The following is a 16303-nucleotide window of genomic DNA, read 5'->3' as shown; positions in this document are numbered from 1 at the left end:
TAGCTTATATAGACTAATAATTACAAACAAATGCAGGGTAAAGGTTTTATTAAATTTATGGCAATACTACTAGGTATTGTCTGTGTGTATTCTCTCTCATTCAACTTTGTCACTTCGAAAGTTGAAAAAGACGCAAAGGCTTATGCCAAAGGAGACTTAGATAAGGAAAAAGCTTATTTAGATTCCATGGCCACAGTGCCGGTTTATCCTGTTTTTGGATTTAACTACCAGTTCTGTAAAGGTAAAGAAATTAACCTTGGGCTAGACCTTAAAGGTGGGATGAACGTTACGATGGAGATCTCGTTAGCGGAACTGGTTAAGTCATTAGCTGGTAATCCTGATGATGCTAATTTCAACAAAGCACTATCAATTGCTCAGGAGAAACTAAATGCAGGTGGAAAAGATTTCATCGCTTTATTTGTTAATGAGTTTGAGAAACTTTCTCCGGATGTTAAATTGGCTGACTACTTTTCAAATCAGGACAACGCTAAATTGCTTAAAGCTAACGCCAGCAATTCAGACGTTAAAAACTATTTGTCTAAAGAAGCAACAAGCGCAATCGACCGTTCCTTCACGATCATCAGAAGCCGTATTGATGGTTTTGGTGTAGTGAGTCCTAACATGCAGAAACTTGAAGGTACTAACCGTATCCTGATTGAGATGCCAGGTGTTCAGGATAAAGAAAGGGTTCACAAATTATTGCAGGGATCTGCAGAATTACAATTCTGGCAGGTGTACAACAATGAGGAAGTGTATCCGGTATTAGAAAACATCAACAAGACACTAGCTTCAACTATTAAAACTACTGAAGTAGCTACAACAGGTACAGATACTGCTGCGAAATCAGAAAGTAAACTTGCTGGTCTTGCTAAAAATAAAGACACTAAGGATTCAGCAGCTTTGAAAAACAAAGACATTGCGAAATCTAACCCATTATTCTCAGTATTAAACGTACCTACTTACCAGGGCGAAAACGGACAGACTTCATTGCGTCCGGGTCCGGTTGTTGGTTGGGTAGCTCAAAAAGATACCGCTAAAGTAAACTCATTCTTTAAAAGAGCAGAAATAGCTTCTATCATTCCTCAGAGCTTCAAGTTCATGTGGAGTGTTAAACCAATGGACGTTACTACAACTGGTGGTGCTAAAATTTTCGAATTGTACGCGATCAAAGCGACTTCAATGGATGGCAAACCAGATTTAGGTGGTGATGCAATCAGCGATGCCCGTCATGATTACGATCAGAAAGGCAGACCGGAAGTAACCATGTACATGACTGGCGATGGTGCTACGAAATGGAAAAAAATCACTGCTGAAGCAGCTGCTGATCCAAATAACAAAAAATCTATTGCAATTGTATTAGACAATACAGTTTACTCTGCGCCAACTGTACAGAACGAAATCCCTAACGGTATCTCTTCTATCACTGGTAACTTCACAGTAAACGATACACAAGATTTAGCCAACATCTTAAAAGCAGGTAAGCTTCCGGCTCCGGCAAGAATCGTTGGTGAATTCGTAGTTGGTCCTTCTCTAGGTGAAGTAGCAATCCATGATGGTTTAATCTCTTTCGTGCTTGCCTTTATCGTGATCTTAGTGTTCATGGCTTTATATTACAATAAAGCAGGATGGGTAGCTAACCTTGCGTTGGTGATCAACTTATTCTTTATCATGGGTATCCTGGTCTCACTGGGTGCTGTATTGACCTTGCCAGGTATCGCAGGTATCGTATTGGTAATCGGTTTATCCGTAGATGCAAACATCCTGATCTTCGAACGTGTAAGAGAAGAGCTGAACTTAGGTAAACCAACTCCGGTTGCGATTAAAGAAGGTTTCAAACATGCGATGTCTTCTATCATTGACTCGAACGTTACTGTATTCGTATTAGGTGCTATCCTTTACATCTTCGGTTCTGGTCCGGTTCAAGGTTTTGCAACAACGCTTTGTATCGGTATCCTTTCTTCATTATTCTGTGCGGTATTGATCTCACGTTTAGTATTCGACTGGTTATTAGAGAAAAAAGCAAACATTACTTTCGGTAATAAGTACACAATCCATGCGTTCAAAAACATCGCGTTTAACTTCGTTGGACATAGAAAACTTTATTACAGCATTTCTACTGCGATCATCCTATTAGGTTTCATCTTCTACTTCAAGAATGGTGGTCTGAACTTAGGTATCGACTTTAAAGGTGGTAGAACGTATATCGTTCACTTCGATAAAGGAATGGAAACGGAAGATGTAAAAGCGAAATTAGCCGCAGTATTCCCTGAGTCGGAAACTGTAGTAAAAACTGCTGGTGCAAACAACGAATTAAAAATCACCACTACTTTCCACATTACTGATCCGGATAATGGCGCAGATAAATTGGTAGAAAAAGCCCTTCATGATGGTTTGGCTAAAACTGGTGTTCCTTATAAAATTGAAAGTAATGAGAAGGTAGGTCCAATCATTGCAAGTGACATCGTTTACGGAGCTTACGGAGCAATCCTGTTCTCTTGTTTAGTGATGTTTATCTATATCGTAGTAAGGTTTAAGAAACTAAATTATGGTCTGGGTGCGGTAATCGCGTTATTCCATGACGTGTTATTAGTACTATCTTTCTACACGATCTTAGACGGTGTACTTCCTTTCTCATTAGAGATTGGTCAGGATTTCATCGCTGCGATCTTAACGGTAATGGGTTACACCATGACGGAAACTGTAGTTGTATTTGACCGTATCCGTGAGAAATTAGCAGAAACAGGAAAAGAAGACTTACATGGTGAAGAACGTAATAAACTGATCAACTTTGCCCTAAACAGCACATTGAGTCGTACTATTTTGACTTCATTAACCGTATTCTTCGTATTACTTGTGATCTTCATCTTCGGTGGCGCAAGTATCCGCGGATTTATCTTCGCACTATTGATCGGTCGTATCATCGGTACTTACTCTTCATTGTGTATCTCTACCCCTATCGTTATCGATTTAGGTAAGAACAAATAAGAAATCTTAACATTAGATAATTAAAGGCACCCTTTTTGGGTGCCTTTTTTGTTATAGATCTAATTTAAGAAACTCAATAATTATGGAGCAACACTTCCCGAAAGGCAGCAAAACAAGAATAGTCATTGTAGGTGGCGGATTTGGTGGGATAGAATTAACGAAAAAACTAAGAGATAAAGACATAGAAGTGATCATGGTAGATAAACACAACTACCATACTTTTCAACCCCTGCTGTATCAGGTGGCTACCGGCGGACTGGAAGCAGATTCCATTGCCTTCCCCCTCCGCAAGATTTTTAAAGGACAGAAAAATCTGACTTTCCGGGTCGCAGAAGTGAGCGGTGTAACGCCTTCTGATAATTGCATCCAGACCAGTATTGGTACCATTGATTACGACCATTTGGTGATTGCAACCGGTTCTACCAGCAATTTCTTTGGACAAGACCAGATTAAGGATCATGCGATGCCAATGAAATCTATTCCCGAGGCTTTAAACCTGAGGAGTCTGATTCTTCAGAATTTAGAGGCGGCACAGATTGCACAAGATCCTTTGGTGGTTAATGAACTGCTGACTTTTGTAGTGGTAGGTGGTGGCCCTACAGGGGTAGAAACCGCAGGAGCCATTGCCGAGCTTAAAAAACATGTGTTAAAAAATGACTATCCGGAGTTGGATATTGATAAAGTGCATATATACCTGATTGAAGGTTCACCTGAATTACTTGGCGCAATGTCTCCCCAGGCTTCCAAAAAAGCTCATTTATTTTTAACAGAACTGGGCGTAAAAATCATGACCGAATCCAGGGTGCAGTCTTTTGATGGCAAAATGCTTTCCCTTGCAGATGGACAGCAGATCGGTTCTGCGAACGTGATCTGGTCTGCCGGAGTGAAGGGTGTGATATTGGATGGTTTAAATCCGGAAGCTATTGTACGTGGCAACCGCCTGAAGGTAAACGAAATCAATAAAGTGGATGGTTACTCAAATATCTATGCCATAGGCGATGTGGCGGCTATGATCACAGAGGAGCTTCCTAACGGACATCCCGGTGTTGCCCCTGCCGCTATACAACAGGGTAGACAGTTGGCTGATAACTTATTGAACATCATTGAGAAGAAACCGACTACTTCTTTTAAATACAAAGACAAAGGCGCCATGGCGACTGTAGGTAGAAACCGGGCGGTAGTTGATTTGCATAACATCAGATTTCAAGGGGTATTCGCGTGGTTTACCTGGATGTTTGTACATTTGATGACACTCGTAGGTTTTAGAAATAAACTCGTGGTTTTTGTGAACTGGGTTTGGAGTTATTTCAGCTACGACCGTGGAACAAGATTGATTATCCGACCTTACTATAAGAAAGTTAAGCATGAACCAGCAAAAGTCGATTAAACTCATAGAATGCCCAAGGGATGCCATGCAAGGGATCCATGATTTCATTGATACAGACCTCAAAGCAGCTTATATCAATCTGCTGTTGCAAGTAGGTTTTGATACGATAGATTTTGGCAGTTTTGTGAGTCCGAAAGCCATTCCTCAACTTAAAGATACCGCAGAAGTATTGGCGAAGCTTGATTTGAGTAATACTCAATCTAAGTTACTGGCTATTGTGGCCAATTTAAGAGGTGTAGAGGCCGCAATACAACATCCGGAGATCCATCAGCTCGGTTTTCCCTTCTCTATCTCTGAGACGTTCCAGATGCGTAATACGAATTCTACAATTGCTGACTCCTTAGCTACTGTAAAACAAATGCTGGAGCTTTGTAATCGTCATAATAAAACTGCGGTAGTCTATTTGTCTATGGGATTCGGAAATCCTTATGGAGATCCATGGAATGAAGAGATTGTTTTAAACCATGCAGATGTGCTGGCTAGCCTGGGTGTCAAAATACTTTCTCTATCTGATACGATTGGAGTGTCTTCCCCGGAAAGAATAAAGGCCATTTTACCTGGAATGATTAAGACTTTTGACCAGGTGGAGATTGGTGTTCATTTACACAGCACAGCGGAGACGCGTATTGAAAAAATACAGGCTGCCTATGATAGTGGCTGCCGGCGTTTCGATAGCGCCTTAAAAGGCTTTGGAGGTTGCCCTATGGCGACTGATGACCTGACTGGAAATCTAGCTACAGAAGACCTGATCTGGTTTTTAGAAAGTAAAGGAGAAACTTTAGGTCTGGATATGGATAAATGGAAAGCTGCAGTACAGCTTTCCTCACAGGTATTTTTAACTTAACGCCTTCAGGTTCAGGCTTATTTTTTTAAGCTGTTTTTATGCTTTTTTCACCATTTTAAAGTGTTGGATTCCTGCTTCTTCAAACTGCGGTCCCTCTGCTACAAAGCCGAATTTAGCGTATAGAGGCATCGCGTCTAATTGTGCGTTCAGATAAATGTAATCTGCATCCCCCGGTAAATCCGATAAAGCTGCTGCTACCAAAGCCTGTCCTATCCGCTTACCTCTGTATGCTTTTAACACGGCAAATCTTTCCAGTTTATAACCTTGATCTGTCTTTCTCCATCTACAGGCACCACATGGCTGATTGTCCATTGTGGCCAGAAAATGAGTCGATTCTTCTTCATGTTCCCATTCCAGCTCAGGCGGACAATTCTGCTCCTCCACAAAAACGACTCTTCGAATCTCATACACATGATCCAATGTTTCTTTTCCGATTGTATCAAGGGAAAACTTTGTCCGCGGAGACTTATTACTACCGGATTAACCTCCATAAGCCTGGTCAAAAACCAATAATTAGTCCGGTGACCACTTTTGGTAGATCATATTTAGCATGTAAAACAACAGCGCCTGCCCATATATGGTGCAGGCGCTGTTGTTTAGCGGTCTGGAAAGACCTGTGATCCTAAACGAAGAACTATAGTTTATCGCTTGCGTCTCTACAATTAAGGTCTTCGAAAGCCTGAGTCAAACGTTTAACAAAAGCTTCTTCACCTTTACGTAACCAAACGCGGGGATCATAATATTTTTTATTTGGTTTATCATCGCCATCAGGGTTACCGATTTGCGCCTGAAGATAAGCTTCATTTGCTTTATAGTAATCCAAAACACCTTCCCATAATGCCCATTGCATGTCAGTATCGATGTTCATTTTGATTGCTCCGTAAGAGATAGCCTCTCTGATTTCTTCCTGAGTAGAACCTGAACCACCGTGGAATACAAAGTTGATAGGTTTTTCAGCAGTGATACCGAATTTTTCTCTGATAAAGTCCTGAGAATTCTTAAGAATTACCGGTTGTAACTTCACATTTCCTGGTTTGTAAACACCGTGTACATTACCGAAAGCTGCTGCTACTGTAAATTTATCACTCACTTTACTCAGTTCTTCGTAAGCATAAGCTACTTCTGAAGGTTGAGTATATAGTTTTGAGCTATCTACATCACTGTTATCTACACCATCTTCTTCTCCACCAGTTACACCTAGTTCGATTTCGATAGTCATACCCATTTTAGCCATACGCTCAAGGTATTTAGCAGAAATCTCGATGTTTTCTTCGATAGATTCTTCTGATAAATCTAACATATGTGAAGAGAACAATGGTTTACCATGCTCTGCGAAGAATTTCTCGCCATGATCCAATAAACCGTCGATCCATGGTAATAGTTTCTTTGCTGCGTGGTCAGTATGCAAAACTACTGCAACACCGTAATGCTCAGCTAATAAATGAACATGCTTAGCTGCAGAAACTGCGCCTAATACACAAGCATTCAAATTGTCATTATTCAATGTTTTTCCAGCGTAAAATTGGGCACCGCCATTGGAAAGCTGAATCATAACAGGTGAATTAACTGCCTTAGCTGTTTCCATTACCGCATTAACTGTGTTGGTACCGGTAACATTAACTGCAGGTAATGCAAACTGATGTTTTTTAGCCTGCTCAAATAATTCTTGAACGGCATCTCCGTAAATTACGCCTTTATAGCCTTTTAAACTCATTTTTTATAATTTTATATATGCCGAAGTTAGGAAAAATATCCCTCTGGCCAAATCTAAGGGCTATTATTTTTAACTAAAAACTACCTTAAACTGTTCTAATTTTTTTTTGTTTCTTTGTACTCGCATTTTTCAACAAATAACATGGCTTGGTTTAAGAGAGAAAAAAAAGGTATCAGTACAAGAACAGAAGAAAAAAAAGAAGCGCCAGACGGTTTATGGAACAAGTGTCCAAATTGTAAGAAAGCACTCCACAGTGCTGATCTGGTTGAAAATAAATACGTTTGCCAATATTGCGACTACCATTTAAGGGTAGGATCAAAGGAATATTTTCAGGTATTGTTTGACAATAATGAGTTCACAGAGTTATTTGCAAATCTAACTTCAGGTGACCCATTAAACTTCACAGACAGTAAACCTTATGTAGACCGTTTGGTAGAAAGTCAGGCTAAAACCGGCTTAAAAGACGCAATCAGAGCAGGTGTAGGTAAAATTGAAGGTCAGGACCTGGTAATTGCCTGTATGGATTTCAACTTTATCGGTGGTTCTATGGGTTCAGTAGTAGGGGAAAAAATCGCCCGCTCTATTGACTATAGCATCAAACATAAAATTCCATTCCTGATGATTTCTAAATCTGGTGGTGCCAGAATGATGGAAGCAGCATTCTCGCTAATGCAAATGGCAAAAACATCGGCTAAATTAGCCTTGTTGAGTCAGGCGAAAATCCCGTATATCTCTTTATTGACCGACCCTACTACAGGTGGAGTTACTGCATCGTATGCGATGTTAGGTGATATCAATATCGCAGAACCAGGAGCTTTGATCGGTTTCGCCGGTCCGAGGGTAATTAAAGAAACAATCAAAAAGGACCTTCCTAAAGGATTTCAAACTGCAGAGTTTGTTCAGGAGCACGGTTTCCTTGACTTTATTGTAGATCGCAGAGCGATGAAAGCTAAAATTGCAGCTTTCCTTAAAATGCTGAACAATTAAAATTGAATAAATAAAGTCCCATCTAAAGAACAATCAACTTTGATGGAGCTAAATCATTAGAATTAAGTTTAATAACTAAATTTTAGTTTAGACATAAAAAAAGTGGGAGTTTTTACAACTCCCACTTTTTTTATGCGCTATATTTTTGTGTTTCACATTTCAATGTTTAAAAAAACATATCGGCACAGATTTCGTCAATTAATCGCTTCTAAGCCTATTTATTAGGATCGGTAGAGAAAGAGTAAGGGAAATCCGTTTCTTTCGTTCCACGCTGCTTATTTGGCGTTGCAGTCATATTGAAATCAAGTGTTGCACCCTTGGTAAGCTCAGAATGGCTCAACCAGTTCTTAGGATAAGCAGCACCATTATATTTCAAACCTTGCACATATCTGTTGTCATCACTGTTATTTGCTGCGTTGATCACTACTTTTTTACCGTTTTCCAGGTTTAAAGTCACCTTTTTGAATAAAGGCGCACCTAAAACATACTGATCTGTAGCAGGTGTTACCGGGTAAAAGCCCATTGCCGAGAAAACATACCAGGCAGAAGTCTGACCATTATCTTCATCACCGCAATAGCCGTCCGGAGTTGGTTTATACATACGGTTCATCGTTTCACGTACCCAGTATTGAGTTTTCCATGGTGCACCTGCATAGTTATACAGGTAAATCATGTGCTGAATCGGTTGGTTACCATGCGCATATTGTCCCATATTAGCCACCTGCATTTCCCGAATCTCATGAATTACGCTGCCATAATAGCTGTCGTCAAAGATTGGAGGCAAAGTAAATACAGAATCCAGTTTAGTCACAAACTTTTCTTTACCACCCATTAACTTAGCAAGACCATCAATATCCTGGAATACTGACCATGAATAATGCCAGCTGTTACCTTCTGTAAAGGCATCACCCCATTTAAATGGGTTAAACGGCGACTGGAACTGGCCATCCTTATTCTTACCTCTCATCAACCCACTGGAAGGATCAAAAAGATTTTTATAATTCATACTACGTTTTGCGTAGATATCTGTTTCTGCTTTAGGTTTTTTCAAAGCCTTACCCAATTGGTAAATCGTAAAATCATCATACGCATATTCTAAAGTACGCGCTGCATTTTCATTGATTTTCACATCATAGGGTACATAACCGAGTTCATTATAATACTTCACTCCTGACCTTCCTACTGCATCTAAAGGCCCTTCATTATTTGCGCCATGGATCAAGGCTTCATATAAAGTATTGATGTCGTAACCACGAAGACCTTTAATGTAAGCATCCGCAACTACCGAAGCAGAGTTGTTACCTACCATCACATTAGCATACCCCGGACTAGACCATTCCGGCAACCAGCCACCTTCTTTGTAGTCGTTGATCAATCCTTCCTGCATTTCTTTATTGATCGATGGATAAACCAGATTTAAGAAAGGATATAATGCCCTGAATGTATCCCAGAAGCCTGTTCCGGCAAACATATAACCAGGTAATACTTTACCATTGTATGGACTCCAGTGTACAATTTTATTGCTGGCATCCAACTCATATAACTTGTTCGGAAAAAATAAAGTACGGTAAAAGCTAGAATAAAAAGTACGGGTCTGATCAACCGTTCCACCTTCTACAGCTACCCTGCTCAGCGTTTTATTCCAAACAGCTTTTGCTTTTGCTTTGGTTGCATCGAAAGCATCATTGGCCAGTTCTCTTTTTAAATTAAGTTCTGCCTGCTCAAAACTGATGAAAGACGAAGCGACTTTCATCCCTACCTGTTCTCCTTTTTTCGTTTTAAAACCTACAATTGCACCAGAATGATCCGCTTTAATTTCCAGCTCATCTTTCAACAGCTCTTTACCCTTCCAGGCATTGGCAGACACGAAATCCTTGTCGAAATAAGCTACAAAGTAATTCTTAAAGTTTTCAGGTGTCATCTTGTGACTGTGTCTCGTAGTATAACCGATCACTTTTCTTTCTTTAGGGAAGATCTTAATGTAGGATCCTTTATCGAAAGCATCAATCACAACAAATGAACTGTCGGATTTAGGAAAGGTAAACCGGAACTGTGCGGCACGCTCTGTAGGCGTAATCTCTGTCGTCACGTCAGCATCCGCCAGGTAAACACTATAATAATAAGGTTTCACAACTTCCGCTTTATGAGAATACCAGCTGGCACGCTCTTCCTGATCGAAACGTTTTTTACCGGTCACCGGCATGATCGAAAACTGCCCGTAATCGTTCATCCATGGCGATGGTTGATGGGTTTGCTTGAAGCCTCGAATTTTATCGGCATCGTAAGTATAGGCCCAGCCATCTCCCATTTTACCGGTTTGTGGCGTCCAGAAGTTCATGCCCCAGGGTAAGGCAATTGTTGGATAAGTATTTCCGTTAGACATAGAGGGCTTGCTCGCCGTTCCCATCAAGGGGTTGATCCATTCTACCGGATCGCTCAGTTTACCAACGGTCTGCGCATAAGCTGCGGAAGAACCTGCAATCAGTAACGCGGTTAAGTATCGCTTCATCATCATGATATTGGATAAATAATTTATAATATTTGGTTTAAAATCCAGCTCCAAATGCAGCAATTGACCATTTCTACAAACAGCTCATGCATTTGAGCGCTAAAAACGTTTTAGCACAGTCCTAAAGTAATAGATTTTTATCAATTATTCTAAATAAAAAAAGGCACAATACGTAAATATCGTGCCTTCATGAGCAATGTAGCTGTAAATGTTACTTTAGATCGGATATTGCAGCTCACCTTCCTGGAAAGGTACCTGGCTCATGACTGGAGCCCATAGGCTTATTGGTCCTGTGGGGCCTCTTTATAAAAACTGTCCGACTAAAATCTCCGGCAGAAGAGGTATCACCAGTATCTGGCTTATTGTTTCCAAAATCTTCTGTCTCTTTGTACACCGTTTTCCGGTGACTGTGTCTCTCGTTCTTGTTTTCCGGCTTTTTCATAACAAATATAATTTATTGATGTATACCGTAGCTTATTATGGTAACAACGCAAAAACAGTTATGTTTGGTATAAAAAAAAGAAAAAATAAACAGAATTAACCAGCCTTAGGAGTGTATATTTTCTCCCTGATCAGCCGGGCCAATACCTTAAGCTCAGTTTCTTCAAAAACGGCAGTTCCCATTAGTAACATCGGATAAGATTCCAAAGGATTGGTATAGGAGGGTTGTCTGTAACTGAAATCTAAGACCTGGAAGCCCAGACGCTCGTAAAAACCGATTCTACGAACAGAATAATCATCCTCCGGTGGCTCCACTTCTAGTAAAATCCTGCCGGGAAGCAGTGTTTTATAATAATTGAGTACTGAGGCACCATAGTTCTTACCCCTTAATTCAGCATCAATAGCAAAATGTTCTACGAAATAACTGCCTGAAATCTCCCACCAGATGATAAAACCAATATGTCCGTCGTCGGTATGAATCAGATCAAGGTGCATTTCCTTGTCTAAGGAGATCCGCTTCAGTAAGGAATCCCAATCCCTCCGCTCATGCGGAGGGAAGGCATCCTCATATAATTTTTTAATAAAGGTCAGCGAGGGATCGCTGGCCGTTGTAATCCTGTGAAACTTCATAAAAGAAATCTTTATGCAGTAACGTTCTGACTTACGATTTGTTTTACTTTATCTATTACAATATCCAGCTCTTCTTTCGTGTTGTATTTGCTGAAAGAGAACCTTACAGAAGGCCTGTTCGGGTCTGCATGAATACCAGTCAACACATGAGAACCGATGTTAGATCCTGAAGAACAAGCACTACCACCAGAGGCAGAAATACCATTGATATCCAGGTTAAACAACAACATATCAGACATATCCATGGCCGGGAAAGAAACGTTCAATACGGTATATAAACTCTTATCGGCATCCGTTTCACCGTTAAAGCTAATGTCACCAATCTCAGTACTCAATCTGTTTTTCAGGTAATCTTTTAAACCCTGAATATGATTCTGGTGACTTTCCATTTCTGTATAAGCCATTTCAAGGGCTTTCGACAGCCCAATAATACCATATACATTTTCTGTACCACCACGCATATTGCGTTCCTGTGCACCACCATAAATCATCGGAGCGATTTTCACATTGTGATTTACAAAAAGAAAACCTACCCCTTTAGGTCCATGCAATTTATGCGCTGAACACACAATGAAATGAGCTTTTAATTTTCTGACATCATGCTTGTAATGACCCATCGTTTGAACGGTATCACAATGATAAATGGCATCATATTGCTCGCATATCTCTCCTACACGCTCAATATCGGTCAGGGTACCCAACTCATTATTAGCATGCATCAAAGAAACAAATGAACGTCCGTTTTCTTTTAACAGTTGCTCCAGATGGTCATAATCAATATTACCTTTAGTATCGATGTTTACAAAACTCAACTTGTCAATAACACCTTGCTTCAACAACATATCTAAAGTATGTTCTACCGCATGATGTTCAATTTTCGAAGTAATGGCATGTTTGATATTAAATGCAGCAATTCCACAACGAATGGCGGTATTGTCGGCTTCTGTACCTCCGGATGTAAAAAAGATCTCAGCAGGAGTCGCATTTAAGAGACCGGCAACAGTTTTTCTTGCTTTTTCAACCAGCGTTCTTACCTCTCTACCCTGAGCATGAATTGCAGATGGATTTCCGTAATAATTAGTCATCACATTCACCATTTCCGAAATCACTTCCGGGTCTAAAGGTGTTGTTGCCGCATTGTCTAAATAGATCCTGTTTACCTTCATTAGTTCAATTTTAAAATTTCTTTAATATCTGAAATGATCTTTGAAGCCAGGTTTTCAGCAACAGTTTCGCTACCTGCTTCACTATAGATACGAATGATCGGCTCAGTATTAGACCTGCGCAAATGCACCCATTCCTTATCAAATTCAATTTTCAACCCATCAATTGTACTGGTAGGCTGGCTTTTATATTTTTCCTGAACTTTTAGCAATAAAGCATCAATGTCCATTTCAGGTGTTAATGTGATTTTATTCTTAGAGATATAATAAGCAGGGTAGCTACTTCTCAAAAGAGAGATCGACTTACCAAACTTTGCCAAATGCGTCAGGAATAAACCAATACCAACTAAAGCATCACGGCCGTAATGAGATTCAGGATAGATGATACCACCATTACCTTCACCACCGATCACCGCATTACTGGCTTTCATTTGATTCACTACGTTTACCTCTCCAACTGCTGAAGCATGGTATTCCATACCTGCTTTTTCCGTCACATCTCTCAATGCTCTGGTTGAAGAAAGGTTAGAAACCGTATTTCCAGGCGTATTTTGAAGCACGTAATCCGCAACAGCAACCAAAGTATACTCTTCGCCAAACATAGCACCGTCTTCACATACGAAGCATAAACGGTCAACATCAGGGTCTACTACAATACCTAAATCAGCGTTTTTAGCTTTTACCACCTTAGCGATTTCCGTTAAGTTTTCTGGAAGTGGCTCTGGATTGTGTGGGAAATGACCATCAGGTGTACAATACAATTCATAAACTGTTTCTACACCTAAAGCTTTCAATAAAGCCGGAACAAAGATCCCTCCTGTAGAGTTCACACAGTCGATGGCAATCTTGAAGTTTGCTGCTTTAATCGCTGCAACATCTACCAATGGCAAGGCAAGAACGGCATCAATATGCTTTTGCAAATAGGTATCGTTTTTAGTTACCGTACCTAAATCATCAACATCAGCAAAGCTAAATTCTGCTTTCTCAGCGATCTCTAAAAGTTCTTTTCCATCTGCATCGCTGATGAATTCTCCCTTTTCATTCAATAATTTCAAGGCATTCCATTGTTTTGGATTGTGACTTGCGGTTAAGATGATACCGCCACCAGCTTTTTCAAGAGGTACTGCGATTTCTACTGTTGGGGTAGTTGACAAACCAAGGTCGATAACCTCAATGCCTAAGCCTTGAAGCGTACCAATCACCAGGTTGTTCACCATTTCACCAGAAATCCTGGCGTCACGTCCAACAACAATTTTCTTAATATTCGTTTTATTGATAATCCACGAGCCATAAGCTGCTGTAAATTTAACGATATCAATAGGAGTTAAACCATTACCGGCAATTCCTCCGATGGTTCCTCTTATTCCAGAGATAGATTTTATTAGTGTCAAGTTATTCGGTTTTTTTTTCAAAAATAGCAAAAAAACAACATAAAGACTGATTTATACCGCTCCGAATCGTAAAATTAACATCATTAAAATCGGGGAGCAAGCTCAAATTATCCTCAATGTTGCATTTGAAAATACTATATTTGTGCTTTTCCTAAACATCAACAAAAACGGGCTTTATGCAACGCAAGTGGTTTCAATATTGGTTCAACTCTCCCTATTATCATATTTTATATAGTCAACGTAATGATGCTGAGGCAGAATTCTTAATTGATAACCTGTCGGCACACCTAAAGCCTGCTGCGGATTCCAAAATTATGGACATCGCCTGCGGCCGCGGAAGACATTCTATTTACCTGAATAAAAAAGGTTACGATGTCACAGGTGTTGACCTTTCCGAGCAAAGCATCAAATATGCACAGCAGTTTGAGCAAAAGAACCTGCACTTTTTCGTGCATGACATGCGCAAGCTGTCTTTCATCAATTATTTTGACCTCGCCTTAAACCTGTTCACCAGTTTCGGTTATTTTGAAACGGAAAAAGAACACGTAAGCGCCTTAACCTCGTTCAGAAAAAGCTTAAAGCCTGACGGAACCCTGGTTATCGATTATTTCAACACACAAAAGATCCTAAAAAACCTGACACAGCAGGAAACAAAAACGATGGATGGCATTGAATTCCACCTCCATAAATTTGTTGCTGATGGCAAGATCATCAAACATATCAATTTTGAACACCGCAATAAAGCTTTTGCTTTTGAAGAGCGTGTTCAGGCCTTCCAAAAAGAAGATTTCGAAAGAATGCTGTTAAAAAGCGGTTTGGAAATCACGGAAACCTTTGGTAGCTACGCTTTAGAGCCATTCGATGAGACTAAATCTGACCGTTTGATCTTAATCTGCAAAAAAACATGCTAGAAAGCCTGCATCAATTTGACGTAGAACTATTTCTGAAAGTGAACCGTGACATGGGCAATCCATTTTTCGACTGGCTCCTCCCTTTGATGCGCAACCGCTATTTCTGGATGCCATTATATTTATTTATCATCATCTTTTGTGTAAAAGAATACAAGAAAAGAGGATGGTACATTATTGGAATGCTTGCTTTTACAGTAGCTATGGGCGATTTAATCGCTTCCAGGGTGATCAAACCATTGGCAGGACGCATCAGACCTTGCAACGACATTGATCTGGTTGGAGAACTCATCCGCCGTGTCCCATGTGGCAGCGGCTATAGTTTCCCATCTGCTCATGCTACCAATCATTTTGCCATGGCTGTTTTCCTGATTTTCGTGTTTTACGATAAATGGAAACCTATTTTGCCGATCGGAATCGCCTGGGCATTTCTCATTTCTTTCTCCCAAATTTATGTCGGGGTACACTACCCTATTGATACCATGGTGGGTGCCCTACTCGGCAGTCTGATTGGTTTCACGACCTCAATCATCTATAAAAAAATACAACCCCAAGTATAATGGAAATCTGGAAGTTGCTCATCTTATTCTTTAGTGCTTTTTTGGGCGGCTCTGCCATCTTTATGGTGAAGAGCGATAAATCTCAGCTGCTAAAGTTAATCCTTTCCTTTAGTGGTGCTTATTTATTTGCCATCACGGTATTACACCTGATCCCGGAAGCTTACAGCGGTCCGGATCATGCTTCAATCGGTATTTTTATCCTGATTGGTTTTCTGTTCCAGATTCTGTTAGAGCAGTTTTCCGAAGGCGTAGAACATGGCCATATCCATAAACACGGGGATTCTAAAGCATTTCCTTACGGCATCATGATTAGTCTTTGCCTTCACGCTTTCCTGGAAGGAATGCCATTGGCTAAAGATCAGCACAACGCCCTGATTTTCGGTATCTCCTTACACCATATTCCAGCGGCTTTTGCCCTGGCAAGTATCCTGTTACAAAGCAAGTTCAACAGAAACAGCGTGCTTTTCTATATCAGTATTTTCGCGATAATGGCCCCATTAGGCTTTTATGTAAGCTATGGCCTGAGCAACGGTACCATAGGTGGCGTAGAGGACTATTTTAATAAGATTATGGGTATTGTGATTGGTATCTTTTTACACATCTCTACCACGATCCTATTCGAATCCAGTGTAGACCACAAGGTGAGTAAAAGAAAAATGATTGCGGTATTGTGTGGTGTAGGTATTGCCCTGATCGGTTATTTTATGACCGGGCACACCCATCAGCATTAAACCATACTAAAGACCCTTCAGCCATTAAAATATTAAGAGGTTAATCCAAACGG

The 16303-nt window shown here is 40.3% G+C and carries 14 protein-coding genes; 7 read left to right on the top strand and 7 right to left on the bottom strand.

The genetic code is table 11. From position 1 onward, the window contains the following. Positions 1-30 precede the first annotated feature (30 nt). From secDF to OQX61_RS11600, 3 genes are all read left to right on the top strand, one after another. A complete protein-coding gene (gene secDF / locus OQX61_RS11610; protein WP_265841840.1) occupies positions 31-2985 on the top strand; it encodes a protein translocase subunit SecDF in 2955 nt (984 codons plus the stop codon). Between the two features lie 82 nt (positions 2986-3067). After that, on the top strand, positions 3068-4372 hold the full coding sequence (locus tag OQX61_RS11605) for an NAD(P)/FAD-dependent oxidoreductase (protein WP_265841838.1): 1305 nt from the start codon (positions 3068-3070) through the stop codon (positions 4370-4372). Further along, positions 4350-5216 carry a hydroxymethylglutaryl-CoA lyase gene (locus OQX61_RS11600; protein ID WP_265841837.1) on the top strand — a complete coding sequence of 289 codons (867 nt, stop codon included), beginning with the start codon at positions 4350-4352 and terminating at the stop codon, positions 5214-5216. Before OQX61_RS11605 ends, OQX61_RS11600 begins: the two co-directional genes overlap by 23 nt. A 36-nt stretch (positions 5217-5252) precedes the next feature. On the opposite strand, the gene OQX61_RS11595 is transcribed toward OQX61_RS11600, so the two are convergent. Then, positions 5253-5627 carry a GNAT family N-acetyltransferase gene (locus OQX61_RS11595; protein WP_265841836.1) on the bottom strand — a complete coding sequence of 125 codons (375 nt, stop codon included), beginning with the start codon at positions 5625-5627 and terminating at the stop codon, positions 5253-5255. Positions 5628-5850: 223 nt separating this feature from the next. After that, positions 5851-6930 carry a class II fructose-bisphosphate aldolase gene (gene fbaA, locus OQX61_RS11590; RefSeq protein WP_265841835.1) on the bottom strand — a complete coding sequence of 360 codons (1080 nt, stop codon included), beginning with the start codon at positions 6928-6930 and terminating at the stop codon, positions 5851-5853. Positions 6931-7071: 141 nt separating this feature from the next. Between fbaA and accD the strand changes: the two genes are divergently transcribed. Continuing rightward, the gene (gene accD, locus OQX61_RS11585; RefSeq protein WP_265841834.1) at positions 7072-7917 is read left to right on the top strand and encodes an acetyl-CoA carboxylase, carboxyltransferase subunit beta; all 846 of its coding nucleotides are present in this window, start codon (positions 7072-7074) and stop codon (positions 7915-7917) included. Positions 7918-8131: 214 nt separating this feature from the next. Here accD and OQX61_RS11580 read toward each other — a convergent pair whose 3' ends face one another. The 5 genes from OQX61_RS11580 to glmM all read right to left on the bottom strand — a co-directional run bounded on the left by OQX61_RS11580 (position 8132) and on the right by glmM (position 14051). Continuing rightward, on the bottom strand, positions 8132-10426 hold the full coding sequence (locus OQX61_RS11580; protein WP_265842156.1) for a GH92 family glycosyl hydrolase: 2295 nt from the start codon (positions 10424-10426) through the stop codon (positions 8132-8134). Positions 10427-10661: 235 nt separating this feature from the next. Further along, the gene (locus OQX61_RS11575; RefSeq protein ID WP_265841833.1) at positions 10662-10868 is read right to left on the bottom strand and encodes a hypothetical protein; all 207 of its coding nucleotides are present in this window, start codon (positions 10866-10868) and stop codon (positions 10662-10664) included. A gap of 95 nt (positions 10869-10963) precedes the next feature. Continuing rightward, positions 10964-11497: a GNAT family N-acetyltransferase gene (locus tag OQX61_RS11570; protein ID WP_265841832.1), complete on the bottom strand. Its 534-nt coding sequence runs from the start codon at positions 11495-11497 to the stop codon at positions 10964-10966. Between the two features lie 11 nt (positions 11498-11508). Continuing rightward, positions 11509-12663 carry a cysteine desulfurase family protein gene (locus OQX61_RS11565; RefSeq protein ID WP_265841831.1) on the bottom strand — a complete coding sequence of 385 codons (1155 nt, stop codon included), beginning with the start codon at positions 12661-12663 and terminating at the stop codon, positions 11509-11511. Further along, on the bottom strand, positions 12663-14051 hold the full coding sequence (gene glmM, locus OQX61_RS11560) for a phosphoglucosamine mutase (RefSeq protein WP_265841830.1): 1389 nt from the start codon (positions 14049-14051) through the stop codon (positions 12663-12665). The genes OQX61_RS11565 and glmM overlap by 1 nt, the downstream gene beginning before the upstream one ends. A 176-nt stretch (positions 14052-14227) precedes the next feature. Here glmM and OQX61_RS11555 point away from each other — a divergent pair, with 176 nt between their 5' ends. The 3 genes from OQX61_RS11555 to OQX61_RS11545 are packed head-to-tail and all read left to right on the top strand — an operon-like array spanning position 14228 to position 16250. After that, a complete protein-coding gene (locus tag OQX61_RS11555) occupies positions 14228-14962 on the top strand; it encodes a class I SAM-dependent methyltransferase (protein WP_265841829.1) in 735 nt (244 codons plus the stop codon). Continuing rightward, entirely contained in the window at positions 14956-15519 is a 564-nt protein-coding gene (locus OQX61_RS11550; protein WP_265841828.1) for a phosphatase PAP2 family protein, read from the top strand. The genes OQX61_RS11555 and OQX61_RS11550 overlap by 7 nt, the downstream gene beginning before the upstream one ends. Then, positions 15519-16250 carry a ZIP family metal transporter gene (locus OQX61_RS11545; RefSeq protein ID WP_265841827.1) on the top strand — a complete coding sequence of 244 codons (732 nt, stop codon included), beginning with the start codon at positions 15519-15521 and terminating at the stop codon, positions 16248-16250. The genes OQX61_RS11550 and OQX61_RS11545 overlap by 1 nt, the downstream gene beginning before the upstream one ends. Positions 16251-16303: the final 53 nt, after the last annotated feature.

The organism is Pedobacter sp. PLR (assembly GCF_026239675.1).
GTDB lineage: Bacteria > Bacteroidota > Bacteroidia > Sphingobacteriales > Sphingobacteriaceae > Pedobacter.
Note: the sequence above shows the minus strand (reverse complement) of the source record. Positions and strands in the feature narration are given on the sequence as shown.

Bases quoted from the DNA above. Each gene is read 5' to 3' on its own strand.
- OQX61_RS11565 (WP_265841831.1), bottom strand. From the start codon at position 12,663: ATGAAGGTAAACAGGATCTATTTAGACAATGCGGCAACAACACCTTTA.
- OQX61_RS11550 (WP_265841828.1), top strand. From the start codon at position 14,956: ATGCTAGAAAGCCTGCATCAATTTGACGTAGAACTATTTCTGAAAGTG.
- fbaA (WP_265841835.1), bottom strand. From the start codon at position 6,930: ATGAGTTTAAAAGGCTATAAAGGCGTAATTTACGGAGATGCCGTTCAA.
- OQX61_RS11575 (WP_265841833.1), bottom strand. From the start codon at position 10,868: ATGAAAAAGCCGGAAAACAAGAACGAGAGACACAGTCACCGGAAAACG.
- OQX61_RS11570 (WP_265841832.1), bottom strand. From the start codon at position 11,497: ATGAAGTTTCACAGGATTACAACGGCCAGCGATCCCTCGCTGACCTTT.
- OQX61_RS11580 (WP_265842156.1), bottom strand. From the start codon at position 10,426: ATGAAGCGATACTTAACCGCGTTACTGATTGCAGGTTCTTCCGCAGCT.
- secDF (WP_265841840.1), top strand. From the start codon at position 31: ATGCAGGGTAAAGGTTTTATTAAATTTATGGCAATACTACTAGGTATT.
- OQX61_RS11600 (WP_265841837.1), top strand. From the start codon at position 4,350: ATGAACCAGCAAAAGTCGATTAAACTCATAGAATGCCCAAGGGATGCC.
- OQX61_RS11605 (WP_265841838.1), top strand. From the start codon at position 3,068: ATGGAGCAACACTTCCCGAAAGGCAGCAAAACAAGAATAGTCATTGTA.
- OQX61_RS11545 (WP_265841827.1), top strand. From the start codon at position 15,519: ATGGAAATCTGGAAGTTGCTCATCTTATTCTTTAGTGCTTTTTTGGGC.
- OQX61_RS11555 (WP_265841829.1), top strand. From the start codon at position 14,228: ATGCAACGCAAGTGGTTTCAATATTGGTTCAACTCTCCCTATTATCAT.
- accD (WP_265841834.1), top strand. From the start codon at position 7,072: ATGGCTTGGTTTAAGAGAGAAAAAAAAGGTATCAGTACAAGAACAGAA.